This is a genomic window from Paenibacillus agri (assembly GCF_013359945.1).
Lineage (GTDB): Bacteria > Bacillota > Bacilli > Paenibacillales > Paenibacillaceae > Paenibacillus_AQ > Paenibacillus_AQ agri.
The window spans coordinates 1-25,482 of sequence record NZ_JABWCS010000217.1; the positions used below are offsets into that span (position 1 = coordinate 1).

General features: G+C 49.6%; 18 protein-coding genes and 1 pseudogene. 7 read left to right on the plus strand and 12 right to left on the minus strand.

What is annotated here, in order from left to right; translation table 11 throughout:
• From HPT30_RS21450 to HPT30_RS21470, 5 genes and pseudogenes are all read left to right on the plus strand, one after another.
• A pseudogene (locus HPT30_RS21450) lies at positions 1-647 on the plus strand (hypothetical protein); the annotation flags it as partial.
• Between the two features lie 31 nt (positions 648-678).
• Positions 679-1,326, plus strand: coding sequence for a class D sortase, LPxTATN-specific (gene srtD / locus HPT30_RS21455; RefSeq protein WP_175373371.1), 648 nt, complete (start codon positions 679-681; stop codon positions 1,324-1,326).
• A 97-nt stretch (positions 1,327-1,423) separates the two neighbouring features.
• Complete coding sequence (pepT, locus tag HPT30_RS21460) at positions 1,424-2,656, plus strand: peptidase T (RefSeq protein ID WP_175373372.1); 1,233 nt, start codon at positions 1,424-1,426, stop codon at positions 2,654-2,656.
• A 316-nt stretch (positions 2,657-2,972) separates the two neighbouring features.
• Entirely contained in the window at positions 2,973-4,361 is a 1,389-nt protein-coding gene (locus tag HPT30_RS21465; protein ID WP_175373373.1) for an MATE family efflux transporter, read from the plus strand.
• A 174-nt stretch (positions 4,362-4,535) separates the two neighbouring features.
• On the plus strand, positions 4,536-6,467 hold the full coding sequence (locus HPT30_RS21470; protein WP_246317328.1) for a glycoside hydrolase family 30 beta sandwich domain-containing protein: 1,932 nt from the start codon (positions 4,536-4,538) through the stop codon (positions 6,465-6,467).
• A gap of 187 nt (positions 6,468-6,654) precedes the next feature.
• On the opposite strand, the gene HPT30_RS21475 is transcribed toward HPT30_RS21470, so the two are convergent.
• Positions 6,655-6,933, minus strand: a complete 279-nt coding sequence (locus HPT30_RS21475; RefSeq protein ID WP_175373374.1) for a hypothetical protein — start codon at positions 6,931-6,933, stop codon at positions 6,655-6,657.
• A 356-nt stretch (positions 6,934-7,289) separates the two neighbouring features.
• Between HPT30_RS21475 and gdhA the strand changes: the two genes are divergently transcribed.
• Entirely contained in the window at positions 7,290-8,675 is a 1,386-nt protein-coding gene (gdhA, locus tag HPT30_RS21480) for an NADP-specific glutamate dehydrogenase (protein WP_175373375.1), read from the plus strand.
• A 138-nt stretch (positions 8,676-8,813) separates the two neighbouring features.
• Here gdhA and HPT30_RS21485 read toward each other — a convergent pair whose 3' ends face one another.
• Positions 8,814-10,142 (minus strand): DUF3999 family protein, encoded by a 1,329-nt coding sequence (locus tag HPT30_RS21485; RefSeq protein ID WP_175373376.1) that lies wholly within the window; start codon positions 10,140-10,142, stop codon positions 8,814-8,816.
• On the minus strand, positions 10,111-12,678 hold the full coding sequence (locus HPT30_RS21490; RefSeq protein WP_175373377.1) for a DUF2339 domain-containing protein: 2,568 nt from the start codon (positions 12,676-12,678) through the stop codon (positions 10,111-10,113). The genes HPT30_RS21485 and HPT30_RS21490 overlap by 32 nt, the downstream gene beginning before the upstream one ends.
• Positions 12,679-12,880: 202 nt before the next feature.
• Between HPT30_RS21490 and HPT30_RS21495 the strand changes: the two genes are divergently transcribed.
• A complete protein-coding gene (locus HPT30_RS21495) occupies positions 12,881-13,933 on the plus strand; it encodes a copper amine oxidase N-terminal domain-containing protein (RefSeq protein WP_175373378.1) in 1,053 nt (350 codons plus the stop codon).
• 98 nt (positions 13,934-14,031) lie between these two features.
• Here HPT30_RS21495 and HPT30_RS21500 read toward each other — a convergent pair whose 3' ends face one another.
• The 9 genes from HPT30_RS21500 to HPT30_RS21540 all read right to left on the minus strand — a co-directional run bounded on the left by HPT30_RS21500 (position 14,032) and on the right by HPT30_RS21540 (position 25,482).
• Complete coding sequence (locus tag HPT30_RS21500) at positions 14,032-15,606, minus strand: histidine kinase N-terminal 7TM domain-containing diguanylate cyclase (protein ID WP_175373379.1); 1,575 nt, start codon at positions 15,604-15,606, stop codon at positions 14,032-14,034.
• 130 nt (positions 15,607-15,736) lie between these two features.
• Complete coding sequence (locus HPT30_RS21505) at positions 15,737-16,258, minus strand: YcxB family protein (RefSeq protein ID WP_175373380.1); 522 nt, start codon at positions 16,256-16,258, stop codon at positions 15,737-15,739.
• 154 nt (positions 16,259-16,412) lie between these two features.
• A complete protein-coding gene (locus HPT30_RS21510; RefSeq protein WP_175373381.1) occupies positions 16,413-16,661 on the minus strand; it encodes a type B 50S ribosomal protein L31 in 249 nt (82 codons plus the stop codon).
• A gap of 275 nt (positions 16,662-16,936) precedes the next feature.
• Positions 16,937-17,791 (minus strand): diguanylate cyclase domain-containing protein, encoded by an 855-nt coding sequence (locus tag HPT30_RS21515; RefSeq protein WP_175373382.1) that lies wholly within the window; start codon positions 17,789-17,791, stop codon positions 16,937-16,939.
• Positions 17,781-19,874 (minus strand): cellulose biosynthesis cyclic di-GMP-binding regulatory protein BcsB, encoded by a 2,094-nt coding sequence (locus HPT30_RS21520; RefSeq protein ID WP_175373383.1) that lies wholly within the window; start codon positions 19,872-19,874, stop codon positions 17,781-17,783. The genes HPT30_RS21515 and HPT30_RS21520 overlap by 11 nt, the downstream gene beginning before the upstream one ends.
• Before the next feature lie 72 nt (positions 19,875-19,946).
• Positions 19,947-21,197 (minus strand): glycosyltransferase family 2 protein, encoded by a 1,251-nt coding sequence (locus HPT30_RS21525; protein ID WP_175373384.1) that lies wholly within the window; start codon positions 21,195-21,197, stop codon positions 19,947-19,949.
• Positions 21,198-21,225: 28 nt separating this feature from the next.
• Entirely contained in the window at positions 21,226-22,770 is a 1,545-nt protein-coding gene (locus HPT30_RS21530) for a hypothetical protein (RefSeq protein ID WP_175373385.1), read from the minus strand.
• Positions 22,767-24,299 carry a glycan biosynthesis hexose transferase WsfD gene (gene wsfD / locus HPT30_RS21535; RefSeq protein ID WP_175373386.1) on the minus strand — a complete coding sequence of 511 codons (1,533 nt, stop codon included), beginning with the start codon at positions 24,297-24,299 and terminating at the stop codon, positions 22,767-22,769. Before wsfD ends, HPT30_RS21530 begins: the two co-directional genes overlap by 4 nt.
• A 28-nt stretch (positions 24,300-24,327) precedes the next feature.
• On the minus strand, positions 24,328-25,482 hold the full coding sequence (locus HPT30_RS21540; protein WP_246317330.1) for a glycosyl hydrolase family 8: 1,155 nt from the start codon (positions 25,480-25,482) through the stop codon (positions 24,328-24,330).

Consider the following 25,482-nt stretch of genomic DNA (forward strand, 5'->3'; position numbering starts at 1 on the left):
CTAGCACTGGGCCGACGCCAACGGCTTCGCCTGAGCCGTCTACCGGACCGAGCCCGACTCCGACTGCTACGGCCTCGCCTGAACCTTCGGTAGAGCCTAGCACTGGGCCGACGCCAACGGCCTCGCCTGAGCCGTCTTCCGGACCGAGTCCGACTCCATCTGCTACGGCCTCGCCTGAACCTTCGGCTGGACCGAGCGCTGAACCGACGGCTTCAGCTACTAATCAGCCTACATCCGGACCGCCAACTCTGCCTACGGCTACAGCTTCGCCGGGTATACCAGGCGTCATTGTAACGCCTGGACCATCGGTTGCCCCAACGCCAACGGCAACGCCGGGGCCGCGCGACATTATCATCACCGACGATGCGGTCCCATTGGGTGGCGGTGATCACAGTGGCGGAACTGCGCCAGAAGCTTCGCCGGGTGCAGGCATTACTGCTGGCAGCACAGCAAAGCCAGCACCAACACCGACATCTTCGCCGGGTAATGATATCACCTTGGCCGATGATGAGCTGCCACTGGCTGCTCCCGATGCCGGAGATAAGCTCCCGGATACCGCGGAGCCTTGGTATAACCTGATTCTCATCAGCTTGGCTGTAGCTCTAATCAGTGTCATCGTTCTACGCAGGTTGAGATCGAAGGGGTAAACTGAATTTCCCTAAGTCTGGAGGAGAGAGTATGAAGAAGAAGCATTCCGGTACCGTCATTGCCGTGAAGCTGATCCTCATACTCTCTTTGTCTGTGCTGCTGTATGCTGTCGTGCAGGTGGTTAAAGCCCCTATAGAGGCCAGGCAAGCCCTGCAAGCCTGGGAGAAAAAGAGGGAGGAGGCTGTAAATTTATCCCATATTGAAGAGCAACCCCTCCCCGCAGGGATGATAAACGTCCCTTCGACAGCACCCGGCTCCAAGCCGTCTTATATAGAGGGCGAGGTGATCGGGGAGATTTTTTTCCCAACCTTGAATAAAAAAGTAGCCATCCTGGAAGGGACAGACAGTCCTCAGCTGAAAAAAGGAGCTGGCCACTACGCTGGCAGTGCGGCTATTGGCGCCGACGGCAACAGCGTGCTGGCTGGACATCGTGACACTGTATTCCGCAATCTCGGAGAGCTGGAAATCCATGATCCCATCGAGGTGGAGACCGCAAGTGGAAAATTCACGTACGAGATTACTGGAAGTGTGATTGTGGACAAGGACGAACGCGGGGCGATCAAATCCAGTGAACAGCCTATCCTCACGCTGATTACATGTTATCCATTCTCTTTCGTTGGTTCGGCGCCTGACCGGTATCTGCTCACTGCCAGACTGGTGGAGAAGGAACCACTTTGATCTTTTTATAAGACGGCTTGAGGATGAGACCAGCGTTGGAACGTGATACTATAAAGAAAGAGGATTTGAAAATGTTGTATTGAGGAGCTGAGCCAAGTTGAAACAAGAAGTGATGACACGCTTTATTTCATATGCAGAAATAGATACACAATCTAATGAAGACAATGATACCTGTCCTTCCACGCCGGGTCAGATGGAGCTGGCTCACAAGCTGGTTGAAGAGCTGAAAGAGATTGGCATGCAGGAGGTGACGGTGGACGAGCATGGCTATGTGATGGCTACGCTGCCGTCGAATACAGACAAGGAAGTGCCGACCATCGGTTTTTTGGCCCACTTGGATACGGCAACGGATCTCACGGGAGCTAATGTAAAACCACAAGTGGTAGAGAATTATGACGGCAGCGATATTGTTCTGAACAAAGATCTCAATGTGGTCTTGTCCACAAAGAGTTTCCCCGAACTGGCTGAATACAAGGGACATACGCTGATCACCACAGACGGAACGACTCTGCTTGGTGCGGACGACAAGGCGGGAATCGCTGAGATTATGACGGCCATGAATTATCTGCTGCAGCATCCAGAGATTAAGCATGGAAAGATCAGAGTGGCTTTTACACCGGATGAGGAAATCGGCCGCGGACCGCATAAATTCGATGTGGCCGCTTTTAACGCTTCTTATGCATACACCATGGACGGCGGGCCGCTTGGGGAGCTGGAGTACGAGAGCTTCAATGCAGCTGCAGCCAAAATCACCGTGAACGGCGTGAATGTGCACCCCGGAACGGCCAAGGGGAAAATGATCCACTCCTCCAAAATCGCCATGGCACTCCATCTCAGACTGCCTGCGGGTGAAGCCCCTGAGTTCACAGAAGGTTATGAAGGCTTCTACCACCTGATCTCCATTCAGGGATCGGCCGAGCAGAGCAAGCTGCAATATATTATCCGCGACTTTGACCGTCACCAGTTCGAGGCCCGCAAGGCGCATCTGACGTCCATTGTGGACGAGTTCAAAAGCACCTACGGGGATGATAATGTGATTCTGGAGATCAAGGACCAATATTACAATATGCGTGAGAAAATCGAGCCCGTACGTCAGATCGTTGATATCGCGCATGAAGCGATGGTGAACCTCGATATTAAGCCGATCATCCGTCCAATCCGCGGCGGAACCGATGGCTCGCAGCTCTCCTACATGGGGCTGCCGACCCCCAATATCTTTGCCGGGGGAGAGAACTTCCACGGGAAGTTCGAGTACGTCTCCGCCGACAACATGGTGAAGGCGGTTCAGGTTATCGTAGAAATAGCCAAGCTATTCGAGCAAAAAGCATAGCATTAAAAAAGCCGGGCAGAGGGAATTATCCTCTGCCCGGCTTTTTTAATGCCCGCACCACTCATTTAAAACCACGCAAACGCCACTCGCCCGCTGCCGTTCTTTCCACATAAATACCTATATTTATAGCGGACAAATTCACCAGCGGGTATTATACCCAGTTTATCCAAGCAATTTTCATGAATTTTCGGAGAAAAGATGCTGCATTTTCAGAAAACCTGTGCTAATATTACACTTTGTTTGAAGGATAAAAAAACTATGTAGAACGAACTTACACGATATACGTGTATAAATATATAAATTAAGAAGGTGCATCATGGAAAACAAAAATCATCAACAATTTAATCTAATGAAGCTGACCTGGCCGATCTTTCTGGAGCTCTTCCTGTTCATGCTCATGGGTAGTGTCGATACCTTTATGATCAGTACCGTCTCAGACGATGCTGTATCCGGGGTAGGCGCAGCCAATCAGATTATCGCCATTGCCATTCTGGTCCTTAGCGTGATCGGTAACGGCGCATCTATCGTCGTCTCCCAGTACCTCGGTTCCAAAAAACCGCGGGAAGCCGCAGAAGTAACCGGGAATGCCATTACCCTCAACCTGGCGGTGGGACTAATCTTGAGCGCACTGCTGTTCGGATTGGGCAGACCTTTGCTGCATGCGCTTAATGTTCAGGGTGATATTTTCGACTACGCGCTCTCCTACATGAATATTGTTGGCGGGCTGATCTTCTTTCAGGCGCTGATCAACGGACTGGCTGCCACCATCCGTACGCATGGATTCACCAAGCAGACGATGGTGATTTCCCTGCTGATGAACATTTTTCACGTAATCGGCAACTATCTGCTGATTTACGGACATTTCGGTCTTCCTGCACTCGGCGTGGAAGGCGCCGCCATCTCGACGGTTGCGAGCCGTCTGATCTGTCTGGCCCTGTTCTTCTGGCTGCTCTACCGAATTATGGAAGTTCGGGTGAAATGGAGATATTACACGCACCTGTCCAAAAATTATGTGATGCAAATTCTCAAGATCGGTATTCCATCTGCTTTTGAATCGATTATCTATCAAGCTTGTCAGCTTGTGTTCACACTCTATATTACGTACTTGGGATCGGAAGCCATGGCTACCCGTCAGTATGCGCTCAACATCTCTAACTACATCTATCTATTCAGTGTAGCTGTATCCATGGGTACCTCCATCATCGTGGGCCATCTGGTGGGTGCAGGACGTAAGGAAGAAGCGTATAAACGTGTATTCTCCAGTGTAAAATGGGCCATGCTGGTCACCGTTATTATTGACGTTATCGTTATTTTATTCCGGGTACCGCTGTTTGGACTATTCACCGATAATGAGAGTATCATTATTATGGGTGCCCAGGTTATCCTGCTCAGCATCTTCCTGGAGACAGGACGCACAACCAACCTGGTGATCATCAACTCCCTGCGTGCTTCCGGTGATGCGAAGTTCCCTGTCTACATGGGTCTGATCTCCATGGTCTGCATGAGCTTACCGCTGGGTTATGTGCTCGTATTCAAACTTCACCTTGGTCTTGCCGGCGTGTGGATTGCCACAGCAGCAGACGAATGGTTAAGAGCAGTAATCATGTACTTCCGCTGGAAGAGCCGGGCTTGGGAAAAACATGCACTGCTTGAACCGGATCGTCCGGAATCCTCCTCCGCTTCACCGATGGCAGCTGTACATTAATCTATATTCGAAAAAGGGCCGTTCTTCGCGTCATTCAGACGTCAAGAATTGCCCTTTTTATTTATTTTTTTAAAAAATGAGGACTATTTTCTAAATTTTAACACATACTTTTTCAGACAAGCTTCCTATTATAATGTAAGCGTTATCAACTATATTTAAAAAGGAGGAATTTTAATGATTCAGCACTCTCGCAAGCGTAGACAGAAGCAAGCCCGGCCCAGGCCGCTCTCCAAGCTGATGTTAGCTGCAACCGTACTGTTCACCTCTTTTGCCATACCGTTCCAGACCCCTTCCGCTCAGGCCGCACCAGGAGCTGCCCAGGTCTATTTCAGCTCCGAATCAACCACAGGTTCACCGGGGAGCAGTATCTGGTACAATAACCCCGCCGCCGCCTCTGCCGGTATCCAGTATGCTACAAGCAAGCAGGCCGATATCCCCCTCACCAATCCCACAAGCTCCACTGCCACAGCCATCACCGTAAATCCCGACGTCCAGTACCAGAATATGCTGGGATTCGGCACATCGCTGGAAGAGTCTACTATTTATAACCTGTCTCTGATGTCCGCGGCCAAGCGGGACGAGGTCCTGCGCAGATTGATTGATCCCGTGAACGGAGCGGGAATGAACCTCTTCCGGATCACCTTCGGAACCTCTGATTTTACCAGCCGCAATTTCTACACTTATGAGGATACCAGAGGCAGCTTCTCCATCCAGAAGGACATCGACTATAACATAGTCTCTACGGTGCAGCGAGCCATCGCCATCGGTAACGAGACCGGCAATCCGGTCAAAATCTTCGCCAGCTCCTGGACGGCACCGGCCTGGATGAAGACCAACAACAGCCTGATTGGCGGCTATTTGAAGCGGGAAAATACGAATGATCTGGCGGTCTACTACCGTCGTGCCATTCAGGAGTACCAAAGCCGGGGCATCCCCATCTATGCGATGACTCTGCAGAATGAACCGCTGTATGCCGCGCCTGATTATCCAAGCATGCTCCTGACCTCTGCCAACGAACGGGAGCTGGCGATCGCCTTGAAATCCCAGCTCGACACCTACAGCATCTCCACCAAGCTATGGGCGTACGATCATAACTTCGGCGAGGTCTGGACACATCTTCCTGGCGTCTTGGACAACGCTGCAGCAAATGCGGCTATTGAAGGGGTGGCTTTCCATGACTACTCCGGCGATCCTACGGCCATGACAGCGGTACGCAACACCTATCCGAGTAAATCTATGCAAATGACCGAACGCGCCGTGTGGGGCACGGGAGGAGCCGACAGGATGGCGCAGTATTTCCGCAACTGGTCGGGTTCTTACACTAACTGGGTCACAATGCTGGACCAGAATATCCAGCCTGAGAAATGGACAGGAACACCAGGGCCGACCATGCTCATCCAGAGCACGTCGAACCGCAATACGTATTGGGTAGCACCAGAAGTCAATTTCATCGGTCAGTACGCCAAATTCGTGAAGCCAGGAGCCAAGCGAATAGACAGCAATTATGGCTCTGCAGCTACGGTCACCAATGTGGCTTTCCTCAATCCCGACAACAGCATCGTGACGGTCGTTATTAACCAGACCAGTTCCGCCAAGAGCTTCAAAATCCTCTCCGAAGGACAGCAGCTCCTGGGCACCCTCCCCGCCAAAACTGTAGGTACGTACATCTGGGCCCGTGGCGGAGGTGGCGGCACCGGCAGTGTACCGATCGGTTCCACCATCGCACTCCAATCCATGGCGAACAATCTGTATGTATCAGCGGATAATGCAGGCGCAAGTCCACTGATTGCCAACCGGACGACGGTCGGCACATGGGAGAGATTCCAGGTGGCCGATGCAGGCGGCGGCTGGATCTCCCTGAGAGCACTGGCGAACAACAAATATGTGACAGCGGAGAACGGCGGCGCTGATAGCCTCATTGCGAGCAGAGACACCGTTCAGGGCTGGGAGCAGTTCCAATGGATTGACAATGGCGACGGCACCATCTCGCTACTATCGAATGCCAACAACCGATACGTGACGGCTGATAACTTTGGTAATAGCGCACTGATTGCCAATCGCACAAGCATTGACGGCTGGGAGAAGTTCAAATTCAGTATCCAATAACCTTGCAACTTGCGTGCCAGAAAAACAGGTAACAGCCCGCCCCTCCATCAGGGGCAGGCTGTTCTTGGACAATACCCGTCACACTTCTAAAATTAAGCAAGCATAAGTGCACGACTTATGCTTGCTTAATTCATAGAAACAGAGGACAATATTCAGGGTAGCCGCTGTACATCAATAAAACTGAAGTTTAATCGATGTATCCTGCCAGTCCCTTGTCCATAAGATAATCCATCTCCGCATCGAGAAGGGTCTCCACGGTTAGCTCGTCCAGCTTCACATCACGCTGAGCTGTGATATAATCCACTAGATCATCATTATCAATGTCTACCTCACCCTTGGCATTAGCTTGGGCTTTATTAATAAAGGTCTGCTCATGCTTCAGCACCAACCGGATCAATCCGGGATCCACTTTAGTCTTAGCGGACAACACCGCCACCAGTTCCTGCTCATTTACCTGTTCGCTCATTGATAGTCATCTCCTTACAAGACAAGTTGCTGCAAAGCCATTGTAACACAGTCTGCCCTGAGCTGGGAGATTTAACTTCCGCACAAACTGTGCGAAAGCGTTCAAATTCGGGAATTACCCGCATAAATATAGCCAAGAACCCTTGTTTTGCCTTGTATTTACTCCCATACACGTATAATTATTCACCCCTTTCTGCAAAAAAACGTGTCATCGAGAGTAAACTTTTTTCAAAAAACAGTTGTTAGCGGCGCGTTCTTATGCCAAAATAATAAAAAATATATCCCAGCGTGAAAGCAGTAACGCGAAGAAGCATTAAACCCGAAGAAAAATAATTATACGTAAAGGCGGTTGAATTCATGAGCTTAGTACCTTCGATCGATACAGACATCTCCCGCAACGATGCTCAACTCTATGTTGAGAAGGTCTACAACAACGTTGTGAAACGGAACCCGCATGAGCCTGAGTTCCACCAGGCCGTTAAGGAAATTCTGGAATCCCTTCTTCCTATCCTGGCAGCTGAGCCTAAGTACCAAGAGAACGCCATTCTCGAAAGAATTGTTGAACCGGAACGTCTTGTTCTCTTCCGGGTACCTTGGGTAGACGACCAAGGCAAAGTTCGCGTGAACCGCGGCTACCGGGTACAGTTCAACAGTGCCATCGGACCTTACAAAGGCGGACTCCGCTTCCACCCGTCCGTGAACTCCAGTATCATCAAATTCCTCGGCTTCGAGCAAATCTTTAAGAACGCCCTCACCGGCCAGCATATCGGGGGCGGTAAAGGCGGCTCCGACTTCGATCCTAAAGGCAAATCGGAAGGCGAAATCATGCGTTTCGCCCAAAGCTTCATGACAGAACTGCACAACTACATTGGCCCACAAGTAGACGTTCCGGCTGGCGACATCGGTGTCGGCGCGCGCGAGATCGGCTACATGTTCGGACAATACAAACGCATCCGCGGCGGCTACCCTGCCGGTGTATTGACAGGTAAGAGCGTAACCTACGGCGGAAGCCATGCCCGCCCTGAAGCAACAGGTTACGGAACCGTGTACTTCGTCAATGAGATGTTGAAATCCAAAGGCCTGTCCTTCGAAGGCAGCCGTGTGGTTGTCTCGGGCTCTGGTAACGTTGCTATCTACGCGATCCAAAAGGCTGTGCAGCTGGGCGCGAAAGTCGTAGCATGTAGTGACTCTTCCGGTTACCTATATGACGAAGACGGCATCAACCTCGACACTGTCCGTCGTCTGAAAGAAGTAGAGAGAAAACGGATCAGCGAATACGTGAAGGAGCACCCGAACGCTGTGTACACCGAGGATTCCTCCCAGATCTGGACAATTCCTTGTGACATCGCGCTTCCAAGTGCAACTCAGAACGAGATCGACGAGGCCCTGGCGCTGAAGCTGATCGCGAACGGAGTTAAAGCGGTTGGTGAAGGTGCGAACATGCCATCCACTCTGGAAGCCATTGAACAGTTCCATAAAGCTGGCGTTCTGTTCGGACCGGCCAAAGCTGCCAATGCTGGCGGTGTAGCCGTATCTGCACTGGAGATGGCTCAAAACAGCATGCGCTTGTCCTGGAGCTTTGAAGAAGTGGATGCCAAGCTGCATGATATCATGGTCGACATCTACAAGCAGTCCGTAGAAGCCGCTGAACAATATGGACATCCGGGCAACCTTCTGGTTGGCGCTAACATCGCCGGCTTCAAGAAAGTAGCAGATGCTATGCTCGCTGAAGGTGTAATCTAAAAATAATAAGGCCGGCTATTCAATAGCCGGCCACTGACGGAGGGACCCTGCAATTCAAGGGTCCCTCTTCTATATCCACGAAAAGTCCCGTATCCAGTCAAAATGGCACACGCCGCTGGATACGGGACTCTTTTCAACTTATTTCCGGTTCAGCTTACGGATCAGAAAGATCATCAACAACAGCGATACAATAATAATCACAGCGTTAAACCCCATGGCACCAGTCAGCCAGTGCCACCCGGTAGAAGATATAGCTGACACCTCTGGTAAGGCGCTCTCAGGTCCCAATCTGGCTGTGCCTATCTTCTCCCCTTCAATATGGTTCCTGAAGCTTACAATGTCATACTGGGGTGCTACAGCCCCACTGTTCCCATACACTAGCCGGAATGGCCCATCCCCATCAACGGGAAACACCAGCTTATCCAACAAGTAATCCATTTGGACTCCCTGGAGCGGAATCGGAGAATCATCCTGGTTCTCAATGGTGACTGTGAAGTAAGGTGCAGTCGTGGGCTCGTGAAGAACAATATCTGTCCCGGCAATGCGGGAATCCTTGAAATCAAGCCGATATAGCTTGCTCCCCCCTACAGTACCAAGTTCCTTTCCACTGTCATCATGCAGCATATAAGCACGTGTAAAATTCCCGGTCGTCTCCAGCCGGATCGCCGATACCTTCAGCCGGTTATCATTATGGATAACAAGCTGCGTCTTCGAACCATCCTCTTTCATCTCATAGACAGGTTCTCGCTGCCGCGTGAAGTCTTGGATCGTCACCGTAGCTGTCTTATGCATCAGCCTCTTTAAACCAAATTCCAGTTTCTCCGCGTTATTTTGGACCACCAGACGGTAGTAGGTGAACTTGTAAGCCGAGCCCAAATCAATACCACTCTGTGCAAACTCTCCAGCCCTATACAGATTACCCTTGCCCAGAGGTTCCCACGTATTCCCGTCATACCCGCCGAATATTTGGACATGCTTCAAAAATGCTTCCTCGGGCAGATCGAACTCCAGCCTGCTGCCCTGAATATCACGGTTCTCTTCATTCGGGATCACCCTGTAATCAAAGGTCGTCTCCAGGTCCTTATTGAATTTATGGATTAAGTCGGTCTTGTAGCTAATGTTCTGCTCTTTCTGCTCGGCCTCTCCTGATTCCCGGTAGTAAGGGACGAACTGTCCTCGACTATCCTCAATCCGCAAGTCTCTCAAGCCGGCGTTGGCATGCTGATATACCTCTTCGTCGAGAAAAAACTCCTGATATGCCGCATCACCGCCTGGCTCGATGTCCTTGGTGAATCGCCATTGGCCACTCTTCTCTGCCCCATCCCCCTTGGATGAAGCCGCTTCTGCAACGCTTATTCCAAGGGTCTGGTAGGGCGGGAGAATAACTGCTCCTAACCCGCTCAGTCCGAGACAGCTTAAGAGGAGCAGATTGATACTAACCTTGCGTATCCGTCTTTGCCTCCGCATAAGCCTCCTCCATTCTGTTGGATACTTTTTGATACAGGTAGGAGATTCCGAGCAGACAGACACCGAAGCTGAAATACGCGATGATCTTATGACCAGCGCCCAGCAGGCTCAAGTCATATAGCAGCAGCTTGCCTGTTGCCAAGAGTGTGAGCCCAAGGCCGAAGCGGCGGATATACACATACCGTCGGCTGAAGCCATACAGAATGAACAGCACCGCCAGCAGAAGATAGACCAGACTGAAGATCAGACCGGCATCATGTAATTGAAGCTGCACACCGAGGAATGCAGTAATAATGCCGAGCAGATAAATGCCCATAATGACAGGGTACAGCTCCATGCTCCGATATTCCCGCTTTAGGATGGCGACCAGCACATCGCGGCTGCTGAACCAGACGAAAATGTTGAAGACTACAAGCAGGCCCAGCGCGATATAATCGGCTGACGTATTTTGCGCCAGTTCGCCTTCCAGGCTCGGTAGCCCTGCCGTAATTCCGATACAAATAACATAGCCCACGCCATATAACAGTAAGACGAAATACCTGACTACAGTATCAAACAGAATCCTCACTTTCGGCAGTACATAGGCCAGAATTATCGAGATCACAGCGGCCAGTACCCAGCGATAGAAGACCGTATGTGTGAAGTCATCGGGAACCACCCGTTGGTAGAGCAGGCCTGACGCATAGAGTAGAAAGGCCCAAACATTCAGTAAAGCAGCATATTTAAACCAGACGGCCAACCGAGTTTCCATTAACCCACTCACTGCCGACGTCTCTTTGTTTTGGTGCCGGACGGCATACCACACAGCAATAATCAGCATACCGGTAGTAATAAAAGCGTATTTCAAGGCAAAATAGGGATCGCCTTTAGGCAGTGCCGCATTTTCCATAATCATCTGAATTGGCACCGACAGCCCGAAGAAGGCTCCCAGGCAAAGGACCAGAATTCCCCATCCTGCCCGTTCCAGCCCCTTGAACCGATGCTGGCTGCCGTATACGGTTAGCACAACTGCCTCGACCAGCCAGCCGATGGACCACCAAGCTGCACCCAACTGAAAGGGAATCATCAACACCGCGAAGGTTAATGAGGTGGCATAGAATAGCAGCATACTCTGCTTCTCCTGTACCATCAGCATCTCGAGCATTCGACCGAGTCCTAAATACATAAGGCAGAAGAGCAATGCCAGCGCACCCTTATAATCACCCAATCCCGCATCTATTAATAGCACGTATAAGGTGATGCAGCTAACCAGCGTATTGCAGCCCAGCAAGGCGAAGTCCCACCAGGATAGCTTGGATCGATACTTGAACGGATACCACAGCGTAATACCCAGATACATGGCAAAAGTCAGCACTGCATACAGCATATTTACGCCATTACTGCCAGACAGCACGATCAGCATAAGCATGGATGGCGTATTGAACAGAAAGCTGATGTAATTAACGACCACCCAGCGCTTGCGCAGCGAGATCAGCAGCACCGAAAGGTTCAGCAGAAATAGATAACCCATCGCGGCATAAACTGCGCTCCCTTCCAGTCCAAACGCCAGTATGTAGGAAAAAAGAGGCAGGTATCCGCCGACAAGGCCAAGCGAGCAGATCGTCCGGGACTCATACCTCAGTGACAGCAGCACTGCCGTTAACGTCACGAGTACAGAGAGGGACAACCCAACATAGATACTTATAATCTCCAGTAGAAAGTAGCTGTAAAAGATGGAGCCGTAGAGAATGGAGATTCCTCCGCCGAGCAGACCCAGGGCGAACGCATTCCTCCCTTTGCGGAACAGCCATTCCCCGGAGCCAAGCAACAAGGCCCCCAACAGGAAAAAGGCGCTGCCCTTCATGTAGTCATTGAACCATGTAGAATAGCTGTATTTGAACCCTGCACCGACAGCGAGGATCAGGAGCAGAATACCTAGCCGGTTGATCCAGTTCAAGCCGATCTTCATCTCGATCTGATTCTGCTTCCTTCTACGCTGCAGAACCTCCTCGCTAATCCCTTCGGCTTCAAGCTCGCGGTATTTATCCCCAAACCCGGCCTGAAGAACCTGCTCAGCTTCTCTCTGCCGCTCGCGCCGTAACTGAATTGTCTGGTTCAATTCAGCAGCAATGCCCCCAAGCCGGGCGGTGATTACCTCTTTATCCTCACCCAACTGACGGTTAGCCGTGCTGTACATCCGCTCCAAACGGTGTTTAGCCTCCTGCTCGAGAGCCGTCAGGCGATCTGCATAGCCACGGCTTCTGGATGCAAAATAAGTATGCAGCTTCTGCTGTGAAACCCGGAGAATATTACGCTTCTCATCCATCATTTGTTCTGACAGAGCAATACGCAGCTCGGAGTTCTCCACCTCCAGCCGGGATGCCTTAAGTCTGAATTCATCCAGAATCATAAGATGCTCGTCATATCTCTTCTTCAGTGCCTCATGCTCATTCACCAAGTCATGACTTTCATATTCAGCGATCAGCTTTCCGTAGTCTTGTAGAAGCTCATTCTGCCGCTCTTGTACAGACTTCATCCGTTCTCTGAACTGCTCCATAGCGCCTCCCCATGACTTAATTTGTTAATATTTTCATTTTACTACAAATAAACGCTGATTCGATGTATTTGCCTGAAACTACTGAGATTTTTCGCCCACCAGTTTGCAGGTTTCGTTTCATCAGGTGCAACATTCTGGAAGAAACCGGCGTCAGATAAGTAACAATGGCCTAAACTACTCGTGATTAAAGGAGAATTACAACATGAACAACAACGTACTTAAAACCAGCGCAGTCCTCTTAACGCTATCTATGGCATTAACCACAGGCTCGGCTCTTGCCAAGCCAGCATCAACTACCCAAAATAACAGTGCGCAACACTCTGTAGCGAGCGCAGGACAACAAGTTTTCACGATTGAGATTAACGGAACTGCCCTTACAGATACCGGCTATCAGCTTCCTGGAGGTAAGGAACCGCTGATTCCCTTGCGGGCTATGGCAGAGGCTTTGGGCTTTAAGCTGGAATGGAACAGCAAGACCAAATCAGTTGAGCTGAGCCAAGGTAATATTTTCACAACCGTAAAGACTGGCGAGGACCGCTATGTCATCAATAGAATGTACACTCCGCTTGGCACCGCCCCTGTGTTAAAGGGGGACAAGCTGTATGTTCCGGCTTCCTTCGCCAGCGAAGTGCTGCATCAATCTGTTTCGGTGAAAGGGGCCTCGATTCTTATTCATACAGACATTCAAGATCAAGAAGCTGTGATCGACACTGGTGTTATCACATCGGTTTACCAAGACGAAAGCGGCAAATATAAATCTGTGCAGATTCAAGGCGCAGGTACGGACGGGATCATCCTCACTGTCGGCCCGGATACTGTCTTTAAGTCGGCTGACGGAGGGACACTTGCGTTCACCGATCTTCATATCGGGATGACTGTACAGGCAACACATTCCATGATCAGCACCTTCAGCTTACCGCCGCAAACCCCTACGTATTCCATAACCGTTTTGGATCAAAAGAAACAAGCTGACCTGCTTGGAACCGCAGGCAACGTGGAGGAAGTGCTGAAGGATGCAGATGGGGGTATCAGCTTCCGTCTGAAGGGCGACCCCCTCACCGGCCTTTCGCAAAGTGAAATCGTACTTCGCCTGGCTGCGGACACCGAGGTGGTTAATGGAAAAGGCGAGGCCATAGAAAGCAGCAGCCTTGTAAAAGGGGCCAAGGTGATCGGCTTCTACACCCCGATGATGACCAAGAGTCTGCCACCGATCGGCACAGCCGTCAAAATCGTGGTGCAGCCTGCACAACCTTAAAACGGTTAAAACAGTCCCGTTCGAACGGCAGCACCTGTCACAAAGAAGGCCTGACTCCAGTATGGAGTCAGGCCTTCTTTATATTTATTGCTTGCGTGTTAACTCTTCAGAACCTCGCCGACTGGCGGCTGACCACCCAAGGTGACCTTGTCCTTGCCTGTGGTCTTGGACAAGTACAACGCCTCATCCGCCTCCCGGTACAATGTCTCGAAAGTCACATCACCCCGCTGAGTAAAGGCGATCCCGATGCTCACGGTCAGGGAGATGGTATTCCGGCCATCCAAATTCACGACATGCTCCCTGATCATAGTCCGGAAAAACTCCGCTTCCTCCAGCGCCGCCGCTTCACTGCTGGCAAAGAAACAGACGGCGAATTCTTCGCCACCCACTCTTCCCGAGATGCCGATGTCTTTATATACACTCAGAATTTTACTGGACAGGTCGACCAGCGCCTGGTCACCTGCCAAGTGACCATATGTATCATTGATTAATTTGAAATCATCAATATCGAACAGCAGCAGTGCTGTGCCCTTCCCCTCCCGCAATCCATGCTTCTGTACCAGCCCCATAAAGTGCCTGCGGTTATAGAGCCCGGTCAGATCGTCCACCGTAGCCTGATGCAGCAACTCCCGCTCGTAACGCTTCTTCTGGCTCTGGTCGCTGAAGACTAGCAGGATACCTGTTGTCTCAAGTTCATTAGGCTCTGTTACAATCAGTGAGACCCCATAGTATGAGCCGCCCGGGCCAGCTACTTCGATCTCATATTCACCTGCTCGTCTCTGCCTGTAGGCCTGAGCAAGCTCCGTATGCTGTACCAGCAACGGAGTAATATTCTTGCCAAGCCAAGTCGAAGGCCACTCTCCAGATAAATCAGATAGCATCATGGCACCATTTTCATTGATATCCATAATAATGTCGTGAGGATCAATCACAACAATGCCATCCTTCATATTCTCAAAAATCTTATTCTTATCCAGTGGGTACAGGGCAAGATAAGGATCTCTGAATACGGTGAAGTAAGCCGCTATCGTTGCCGGCAAATAAGTAAAGGCAGTGAAGCCTGTAACAGTAATCTTCAGAATGGGCAGCAGAAAGATGGAAGCTACGGGTACCAGAAGTCCGCCAAGCAGCAGCAAATTGCGCCTCAGATAATATTTGGGAGCACCCCACATGGAGGCAGTCAGCAAGTAAAGGGCATAGACACCAAAAAGCTGATCATAGGCGATCAGACACATACTGAGTAATGTAGGTTGAACCATGACTCCGCTGATGCCTGCCTCTATTGCCACGCCCACCTCGCTGCGCATCAGATGATGATAGGAATCCGTAAAGATAAGCAGCACATAAGCAAAAACAGGAATAGAATACAGGAATAGCCGACGCGGAAGCTCTGCCGTTGAGCGGGACACGTAGTCCTTGATAACAGCATATGTAAAAATCGTGCTCATAAACAGCGGTGGCTGCTGCAGGTTTTTCCACCATAGCTTCGCACCAAAGGAAATAGCCATAATCTCTCCGGCTGTCGCTGCAAATATCCAGCTAACCAGCAGCATCAAAATCCATAAATAGCGTCTTCCTGGTGTTTTACGAAACTGATAAGCCTTGACACCCATATAAAGACTGAGAATACTGCCCATGATTAAATAATACGGATAACCCTGTATCCACGGCATGTAAAATTTCTCCTATTATTAGATAGCTTTGCCTCATTATAGCTCACTCTCACTAACAATTGAATCATTCTTCCACAATCCTTAAGGAAATGATTGGTAGATATATTTACGTAGCCGCTGTATTTCAAGGTTATCCTTTAAATTTGACCCGGTTTGAGAACATATGCTTTCTGGCCAATTCCTTGAAGAATTGTTTGTCGTCCTCCGACTGGAAAAATCGTTTGGGAAGGATCAGCGCCTGATTGGCAGAGACAAAAAAAGCAAACAAACTGGCCGTCTCCCCAATCTTATATATTTCTTCCCATTTGACGTGCCCTGAGCCTGAATCGGACTGATGCCGAATGCCCTCATCCGAGATCACATAGCTTTGGGGTAGCTTTGATTGATTGTCGCTTTCAAAAGCCCTCTTCGACTTTTTGGTCAAACTTGACCGCGTAATAAACCAAAGAATGATAGCCAGTCCAACCGCCGTTACTGCGAGGATAGACAGACTGGAAGTGCTGTAATTCTTAGTTATTGCCAGCATGATTGCGAAATAGGCAACCACACTGAACGAAGTGACGATGATTCTGCTATTCAGGCTGAACCACAGGTTAAACTCCTGAACATCTCCGCTGCTTAGCTCGGTATCCACCTTGATCTCTTGTGACATCCTGACTCTCCTTCAGCGCGTAATAGATTGTACGATCCTTTAATTCTAACACTAATTATGCAGGCTGTGACCTCCTGAATGGACCGAAACAGACTCTGAGTAGACAAAAAAGACAACCCTCCACTTAAAAGGGTTGTCTGGTCAGGAATAGTGTCTATTTCTTCTGCGCCAGGCGCTGCTTGAACTTGTCCACGCGTCCGCCGGTTTCTGTTTCTCTTTGCTTACCAGTATAGAACGGGTGGGAGGCAGAACTGGCATCCACACGGATCACCGGATAGGTGTTGCCATCTTCCCACTCCATGGTCTCATTAGACGACTTGGTGGAGGTACTGAGGAACTTGAAACCTACGCTGGCATCCAGGAATATGACCTGGTTAATTCTGGGATGTATGCCTTCTCTCATGGCCGATGACCTTCTTTCTGAGTAAATGGATTCAAATCGTAAATATTACGAATTAAGTCATGTCTACATCATACGCTAACTCCGACATGAAAGCAATCTTAATGAAACAGCATTCCCAAAATCAGTTATTTATAATCCACTTGTATATAAAGTGAACTTAAGAATAGCACATTGCTGATTGATAATATCCTTATCTTTATAGGGCATTCTCAAGTCAGCTTGCCTAATTCTTAAGTTCAGCTTATGCAGCTCAACAAATCTGTAGTCTTACCTAATCATACATCGTACTCCAGCTGTTTCTTGGCCTGGACAATGAAATCGAGCGGGTTCTCGATAGTGTCAGGCTGATATTGCACAGCCCCAATCTTTAGTCCCAATTTAACCTTGTATTTACTCATGAACCCGTTATCGTTCAGCTCCAGCAGCTTGTCCTTGATCCGTTCAATAACGATTTTCGCCCCGTCGCGGTCTGTGAACAGCAGCAGTCCCCATGTGGCATCATCCTTATCCAGCAGGTAGATCGCATCATTGGTGCGGATACTGGACTGGCTGATTTGCGAAAGATCATAGATCGCCTCTGTAAGTTGCTCTTCCGGAATCAAACGCCGGATTTCATCCCAGTACTTAACCTTTACCACAAGAAGGGTTAAAGGAATCTTGTACCGTGTAGAAATGCCGGTGAACAGGCTGGCATCCTTCTGGAACGCCACACTATTGCGCAGATCGGTATTTTCGTCTACTGTTGCCAATTGAGCTGCCCGTTTCTTGAGGCTCTCATTCTCAGTCTGAAGCTGACGGTTGCCTAGCGTGAAGATCCAGACCACAACGGTTAGAAGCGGGGTCATAATAAGCCAGAAATAGGTGTTCAGACCAATGGTCTCTCCCTGTGATATCGTCTGGAACATAATAAAGAATCCGTATCCGAAAATAAACGCAAGGTTCAGCACCAGTCCGGCCGTCACTGTAGTGAAATAGGTAACTACCGCCAGGATAAAAGCCACATTCAGGATGATAATGTTCTGGATGTAATGGTTCGGTGACCCGGCAATGAACACAATACAGATGTAGGCCAGAACAAGGAATAACAGAAAGGCGGCATCAGATACCAGGATGCTGCGATTACGTCTCACGCTTATCACCACGTTTCTTCATATGTTTGCGAAGCAGCAGAATCAAGGATACCAGCACCAACGCAATGACCAGCACGGTTGCGACTACAAAGCCGAGCACGTCGCCTCGTTCCAGGACTTGCTGCACTGCCGAGTCCTTCTCGGCACCGGAGACGGTCTTAAAGCGATAGGCACTGACGTTGCCATCTTTGTCGGCTACTACACCATCACCGAACACCTTCCATTTGTCTTTCTCGGTGGCGAGCAGCCTGGAAGCCACATAATAATCATCGGAGCTAACGCCCGTAATAGCCAGCATCCCCCGGCCCGCTGCAAAAGGTGATTCGATCAACTGCAGGGTACCGATCTCACCACCATAGCTGTCTTCAATGCTCATTTTTTCATTCGAGGTAATTCTAGTGCCGTCGGTATTGTATTTAAAATACAGCTTGTCATTACTATCACGGATGACCTTATTGTCTTTGTAGCTGCCGATGGCGATGATATTGTTGTTCTTCAGACGGTCTGCGTTGACATTATCCTGATAGAACTGGATATCACCCGTATTGCCATCCGCATACTGGCCTAGCAAATTGATCACATTAGATACGCTGCGAAACGTATAATCATCCAACATCTGCGGAAGCACTATGGCGACATGATTATAGACCCCATCGCGCAGGAACGGATACGGATAGTTGTTGAACAAGAGATCGGTGCGGTCCTTTGTGTTCAGATGCATCATAGAGTCCTTGCCGATATACGCCCATGGCATTTGCTCTGTATTCGGCGTACAGATCGCGTTCGTTACTTCCAGATCAAAGGCCACCTTGACCGAAAAGTTGCCCGAGATGTTCAGATTCTGCGGAATGGCCAGATTCAGGGTATCCCCGTTCGCCAGCTCCCGATTCAGCTTCTTGCTTCCGATCGGGGTATCGTTGATGCTAACCGTCACCATCGCACGGTCGAAGTCCAGATTTTGCGCATAGCGGAGATCCAGACTGATCTTACCGGCATCGGCAATCGAACGGTTGGAAGGCAACGAGACAAAGTAAGTTTGCTCCTGATGATACGGTCCGGTTAGCTTGTCCCCGCTCTCGGTAAAAGTAATATTGGAGCTAAGGGCGAACGGAGGCGTAGCTACCTCTGTCGTATCACCGACAACCTTCAGATCACTACTGATCTGACGGGTAAGCTGTCCATTGCTGAGCAGCCGACCGGCCTTAATCAGCAGGTTCTCATCCCTGGAGGTGACAACCAGCGTAGGCCGTGTGTCTTTGTTGACCAGTTGGATGATTGCATGAGTCCCCATATCCTCCGATGCAGTAATTGCGGCCTTGAGGTTGGCGGGGAGCCGGTCATACATAGCTACCAGCACTACCGCTTCTTTATCCTGAACGGTATCGCTCCGGTAAGGAAGCAGTGCAATGGTGCGGTCATTCACTGTATTGGCCTTGGCGTACCCGGAGAGAGCGTAAGACGCTGCTTCCAGCTCCACACCCGTGGCGTTCTCTGGCACGGCGAGCAGGCTTTTGCCCCCTTTGACCATATCAATGCCTGAGAAACGCTTACTGAAGTCGCTAATGCCTCCAGTCAGGGCTTTCGGCGTGTAGACTACACTTACACTTGAGGTATTGAACAAATGCAGCCAGTTATCCGGCGTATTATCAATAGTACAGAGCTGATCGTCAGTTATCTTGGTCCGCAAATATCCCTGAATGCTAAGCGTGTTCGTCCCTTGCTTCAGGAATCCCTTCGGTGCCGGGATGATCAGTTGCTGCTCCCCGTTGTTCCCAAGTGAGGGCCGGAAGGTGTAGAAGGGACTGCCGTTGAGCGACAGGGTCACACTCGACAACTGATCTTCTGTAATTTGCGAAATTTGAAAATGCAGGTTGATCTTGAGATCTTGTACATTCCAGTAATCCATGATCTCAAAGAACTGCTGCCGGGAGCTTGTCCCCGTCAATGAGGAGTCGGTTCCGGTAAAGAAAGTCTCATAGCTCTTCCCTTGGGCTCCAGGAAGAACTTCGGCAGCCACGACATGCAAGGGGACCAGGAAAAGGGTGAGGCAGACCGCCCATATTGCCAGTTGTTTTTTTATCATCGTTGAACTCTCCTGTTGTCTTGTATTTCTCTTCCATCGACAGCGGGTTCAAGCTCTGCCCGCCGTCCGGTGTTAATAACGCTCGGTCTTGTACCATTTGGCTTCCCGTTTAAAGATCTGATCCTTCATATAGTTATACAATCCATAGGCCGCAACCACCATCCACATCTGACAATAAGAGACATACATCAGCAAGATGATCCATAGGTTGGAGACGCTCATCTCGCCTTTCTCCGTCGTCAGTGTAATAAAAGTACCTACTATGAACAGGATAACCGCCAGCAGCCAAAGAAAGTTGCTTAATCCGGCAATAGTCGTATGTACATAACCCAACGCATGCAGAATCAGCAGGATATCAGAAGTCACGAGCGAGGTCAGAAGAAGGAAATAGATGGACAGGAAATACAGGATATCGAAGCGGACTCGCTTCGCAGATCGGTTAAAGAGTAACGGGATATTTTTAACGATGACATATATATTGCCCTTAGCCCAGCGCGTCCGCTGCTTGAACCAGACCTTCACCGTCTGTGGCTCCTGCTCCCAGGTCACAGCCTTCGGCTGGAATTTGATCCGGTAGCCCATCATATAGATGCGGAAGCTGATCTCCGTGTCCTCTGCGATCGCCTTGACATCCCAGCCACCGATACTCTCCACAATCGATCTGCGCATAATGAAGTTGGTGCCTGGGATGGTGCACAGCTTGAACAGCTTCCAGCGGCCTGCCTGCGCCATCCATTGAAAAGAGAGGGTCTCAATATTAATAAACCGGGTCATTAAGCTCGCATCACGGTTACGGGTTCGGAATTTCCCGATCACCGCGCCTAAGGTAGCATCATTCATAATCTCCCCAACGAGATACCTCAGCGCCGTTTTCTCAGGTGTATTGTCAGCATCATAGATGGCGATCAGTTCCCCCTTGCTGTGGGTGAAACCAATATTGAGGGCATTGGACTTGCCCTTACCGCCTGTTATAGCATCCGTATTGATCACGATCAGGTTACGCTCAGGATGGCGATCCTTGATATTCCCGAGCAGTTCCGCGCTATTATCCGACGAATTGTCATTGATGACAATGATCTCATAGCGGTCATGCGGGTAATCCAGCTCCAGCAGCGACTCCACCGTCCGACTGATGACAACGCCCTCATTATGGGCCGGTACCATGATGGAGACGAAGGGGATCTCACCCTTGATCGCAGGTACTTCTTCATCTTCAGATTTAATGTAATACAAGTATCCGGCAATAATAAGAACCACATTCACCAGCAGCAGTGACCAGATGCAGACCACCGCGATTACCATCAACACATCCGAGATTGTCATGGTTTTCTCCTAAGAACAAATTATTTTCTTATTTCATATATTTACGGCGATACATCCGGTAGCCGATAACGAGCAGCCCGCCGAAGAACACCAAGGACACGATAATCGCCACAATAAAGAACTGGTTCTGTACACTGAACAGCCTGGTGAAGCTCTTGACCTGCTCATGTTCATACTCGAAGTCTGCGCTCACAGCCTTGGGGCTGTAATCTATATTCAGCTCTTGACCATTTATAGAGATCACGCCCTGCGAAGAGGTAATGATATGGGTATCCGTAGCCACCCTATGTGCTTCCTGCTTATAATCTGAAAAAGGAATCCAGGACTGCTCCAGCTTCTGCAATAGCTTCTCCATTCCAGCTTCATCCTCCGGAAAATCGGCGACTATAGCGGTGTCCATTGGTAGATCTGTCAGTCCACTGCTCCCTGTTTTGTATTGTGTCACTAGATCATCCAGTGGCACACTGTATAGTGAGGAGATAAATGCCTTCGATGTATTGGTCTGCTCCATATAATGGAGTTCCTTATTAGGAAAAAGCACTGCCGAGTCAAAGAAAAGGAGGCCGGTCTGTGCATATTCCTTGTCATAGGTCCAGTAGCTTTCTGCTCCGACTCCAAGTGGCGCAACGCCCTGATCTGCCAGCAGATTGATGAAGATGCTCATCTTCTCCCGCAGCGTATCGTCGCTCCGGCTAATGACGGGGCCAATCACCGGGACATTAACCACAATACTGCCGTTACGGGCTTGAACAGCCTTCAGCGCCTCCAGGTACCGCAGCATTGCCGGAAAATCAGTATTGGTAAAGACGGGGCGGATACTCGCAATGAAAGGAATGCCCTTCTGGTATAACTGGTCGGCCATCTGTTGCAGCAGGTTTAGATCAGTGAACGGATAAATCTCTTTTAATACGAGATACGAATGAGGGGTATCTGTAATATGAAGCCACTCTCTCAGCACACAGGCCATCGCCAGTGAGCTTCCATCTCCCTGTTTCAGATAAGGGACATACGTATATTTCCCACTGCCCACAGCATAAGGAACCTGTACACTGCTTCCGAGAAACAACAGATTCCCATATGACCGCTCTGCTTGGCTTGCGGCAATATAAGGCATATCTTGCACCTGCAGGTTTGCCTCCGGCAACCCGCCAATCCTTAGACTCGCGCTACCGCCAGGCTGTATAGCCACCGATAGATGCAGTGCCTCTTTCGTGTCAGCCGTAGGGTTATACCCAATATGCAAATATTGCCCCTTATAATCCGCTAAATCCTCCAGAAAAACATGATTGTCAGTAGTAATATCAGCGGCATTTATTACCGTTATCACATTGGAATAATCACTCATGGAGCCTTTAACATATTGATCGAGGTGCACCAGTGTAACCTGCGCACTGTAGGCCGCCAGCTGCTTTTGAAGCTCATCAACATTGCCCTCGCGTACGGTCCCTTTCGCCAGACTATCGAACAGCAGCAGGACACGCGGCGGCGCGGCGGCAGATTGCGCAGGGGTAGGCGTAAGGAGCAGCAGACAGAGAAATAACGGCAGTACAACCATTGCGACTCGATTCCTCACGCGCCCACACCCTCATGCACTTCCGGATTATAAGCACCGGTTGTATTCCGCTCTACATCCTTGAATATGGAACGGCCAATGACATTGGACACGGCCAGGAAGGTTACGAGATCGAACGATAACGTGAACAGAAATTCGTGTTTGGATAAATCGGCATCACCCGCTCCGATAATCGAAACCAAGATACCCGATACCCCTACGCCCATCGTTGCCAGCACGAGCGCCATGCGCTGAATTCCCCGCAGGTTCCCTTCCTTGACAGCTGCTATACAGGATGGCATGTACAATCCCAGAATTACCAGCACCCAGATAACAACAAAACCGAATGTATGAGGAGCAAGCTTTTGTTTAAGTAGGCTGTAGCCAGAGAAGAAAAGGGTGTGTGCACCATATTCTTTTCCCGCAGATTTCTCGTAATTCCCCATCGCCGGCGGCCTTATTGTAAACGCGCTTTTGGCAGCTACATTCAGAATAGAAGTCAACTGCCCCGGATTGCTGGCATAGTATTTCAGAATCGGACCGAACCCGTATTGACTGTAGAACTCTCTCTGGAGAATAGGTGATTTCACATCAATCGTACTGTATTGCTCATAGTAAATCGTCCCTTTCAAAATGGCGTACTGTTCATCGATGCCAAAGGACTTCAGTGTATCTTCCGGGTTCGAGGACAGATTTAGCACCCCGCGGGTCATGGCATGGTATTGGTTGATATCCACAAATTCTTTGGAAATATTCAAGTAGGTGGCAACACCAGTGAGCATCATAAAGATTACAGAGCCCATAGTCAGCCAGCGAAAGAAAGCATCCTTGCGAATCCAGATAAGTGTGATGGCTAGCACGGAGATAATCATGCCCACTGGGGCATTTTGCTGCTTGGAGGTGGTCAGGATAACCGTGCTAGTGACCAATAAGGCCAGCATCGCGTAGTCATTGTATCGTTTGCGGTATAATGCCAGCCAGGAACCGAACACGAAAATCATCATGATCGTGACCACACTTTCACCAAAAAAGGAGTTAAAAAAAGCCGTATAGGCCGTATCGCCAAAGATAAAAATAGCAATCGCTGCAATTAGCAGCCCTTGCTTGCGGGACATTTTCCACGTAATCGATTCTATCAGAATATAAATAGCGCACACATACAGTATGGTATACATCGCAGCTTGAAAACGAACATCAAACACCTTATCGCTATACAACAACTTGTTCAGGCCGATCGCCAGCTTGATAAACAACGACTGGGAAGAGCTCAGAATCGCTTGGTTCTCATTGTAATACTGAAAGATTCCGAACTGCTTGATAAAGTAGCCAAAGTACTGACTGTCATAGTCCGGCTGGTTGAAATAAAGCCCGTTGCTGTAAGTGATGCGAAAGAAATCGCCATTATCGGCCATACCAATATAGGGGGCTGTAAATAAGGCGATAACGGTAATAATCAATACCCCAGATGCTGCTATAAATGCCGGGGAAGTCAAGGTGTTGGAAAACATCAGCTTTTGTCGAAATGAAGGTCTGAGATTGTATTCAAGCATAGAGTTTCCTTTCCTTCTGTACAGTTTGCTATTCGTAAGTGTAAGCCAACAACGCCATCAGATTGTCAAAAGAGTAGGCTTGTCCGCTCGCCGTGTCACCGAACCCTCCATACAGTACACTTCCCGTATCTAGCACACGGAACTCGTTCATCCGTTCGATACTTGTACGGTAGAGTTGATCATCTGCGAGCTGCGCCCCGATCATAGCCGTTATGGCATAAATCGCTGTGGAACGAATATCATTCACCGGAGTGCCTTCCCGCGTATATTGACCATAGAGTGTTCCCGCCTCCACCTGCTCGCGGATAAACCGGATGCTGGCAGGCTTCTGCAAATGGACCTCCGACAAGGCCAGTATAGTCAGCAGCGATTCTACTGTATTAATATTCTCAGATTTATAACTGCCGGTTTCATAATCAAAGCGGGTCTCATAGAACGGAAATGAATCCGAGAGATAGCCCTGCTCCTGAATTTCCTGCATGTTGTGCATAAGCACGGCGCGTTCCTCAACAGGAATCGACAATTTCTGCAACACACTCATATCAATATAACATAAAGTTACAAACTTGTTAGTGAGATTGTATTTTTTATCGTAAAAATCGTACATATATCCGTCTTTCACATTGTAATGATAAAATCTTTGCCCGTACTTCGCCGCTTCCTGCGAGTAGCCCTCATCCTTAAAGGCCGTTCCGGCCTCCTCCAGCGCCCCGATTAAGCGCAGATCATCCACTGCCGCATTCACAGGGTACTGCTTCTGTAGCTTAGGACTAAAGCGATAGCTGAAGCCGCCCTCCATATCAAATGTCTTCTTTGCCTTCTCCCACTCAGCACCGAATAAGGCTTGGTTGCCGGTAAGCACTGCATATCTCATCATCAAAGACGCCGATTCGCTTAAGATCTCGTGTCCGGTGGCAGCCTCGCCCTTTTGGTCGGTATCCAGCAGATTTGTGTATACGCCGTACTCTCCAGTAAGTCTGGAGGAGATGAATGAATAGAGCGTCTGTGCCTCCGCCATCTCTCCTGTCTTATGCACCACCCTGTCTGTCTCCTGCGGAGCTTCCGTATGGCTAATAGGCTCTTGGATAGCAGTCTTTACAGTCGTTTCGCAAGCAGATAACACGCTCATGCTGATGGCTATTACTGCAATAGAGCTCAGCTTTCGTTTCATAGTTGGCTTCAA

What these genes read in the sequence shown, in the direction of transcription:
- HPT30_RS21470 (WP_246317328.1), top strand. Translation starts at nt 4,536, where the DNA reads ATGATTCAGCACTCTCGCAAGCGTAGACAGAAGCAAGCCCGGCCCAGG.
- HPT30_RS21490 (WP_175373377.1), bottom strand. Translation starts at nt 12,678, where the DNA reads ATGGAGCAGTTCAGAGAACGGATGAAGTCTGTACAAGAGCGGCAGAAT.
- HPT30_RS21495 (WP_175373378.1), top strand. Translation starts at nt 12,881, where the DNA reads ATGAACAACAACGTACTTAAAACCAGCGCAGTCCTCTTAACGCTATCT.
- HPT30_RS21475 (WP_175373374.1), bottom strand. Translation starts at nt 6,933, where the DNA reads ATGAGCGAACAGGTAAATGAGCAGGAACTGGTGGCGGTGTTGTCCGCT.
- HPT30_RS21505 (WP_175373380.1), bottom strand. Translation starts at nt 16,258, where the DNA reads ATGTCACAAGAGATCAAGGTGGATACCGAGCTAAGCAGCGGAGATGTT.
- HPT30_RS21500 (WP_175373379.1), bottom strand. Translation starts at nt 15,606, where the DNA reads ATGCCGTGGATACAGGGTTATCCGTATTATTTAATCATGGGCAGTATT.
- gdhA (WP_175373375.1), top strand. Translation starts at nt 7,290, where the DNA reads ATGAGCTTAGTACCTTCGATCGATACAGACATCTCCCGCAACGATGCT.
- srtD (WP_175373371.1), top strand. Translation starts at nt 679, where the DNA reads ATGAAGAAGAAGCATTCCGGTACCGTCATTGCCGTGAAGCTGATCCTC.
- wsfD (WP_175373386.1), bottom strand. Translation starts at nt 24,299, where the DNA reads ATGCTTGAATACAATCTCAGACCTTCATTTCGACAAAAGCTGATGTTT.
- HPT30_RS21510 (WP_175373381.1), bottom strand. Translation starts at nt 16,661, where the DNA reads ATGAGAGAAGGCATACATCCCAGAATTAACCAGGTCATATTCCTGGAT.
- HPT30_RS21520 (WP_175373383.1), bottom strand. Translation starts at nt 19,874, where the DNA reads ATGATAAAAAAACAACTGGCAATATGGGCGGTCTGCCTCACCCTTTTC.
- HPT30_RS21465 (WP_175373373.1), top strand. Translation starts at nt 2,973, where the DNA reads ATGGAAAACAAAAATCATCAACAATTTAATCTAATGAAGCTGACCTGG.
- HPT30_RS21485 (WP_175373376.1), bottom strand. Translation starts at nt 10,142, where the DNA reads ATGCGGAGGCAAAGACGGATACGCAAGGTTAGTATCAATCTGCTCCTC.
- HPT30_RS21525 (WP_175373384.1), bottom strand. Translation starts at nt 21,197, where the DNA reads ATGACAATCTCGGATGTGTTGATGGTAATCGCGGTGGTCTGCATCTGG.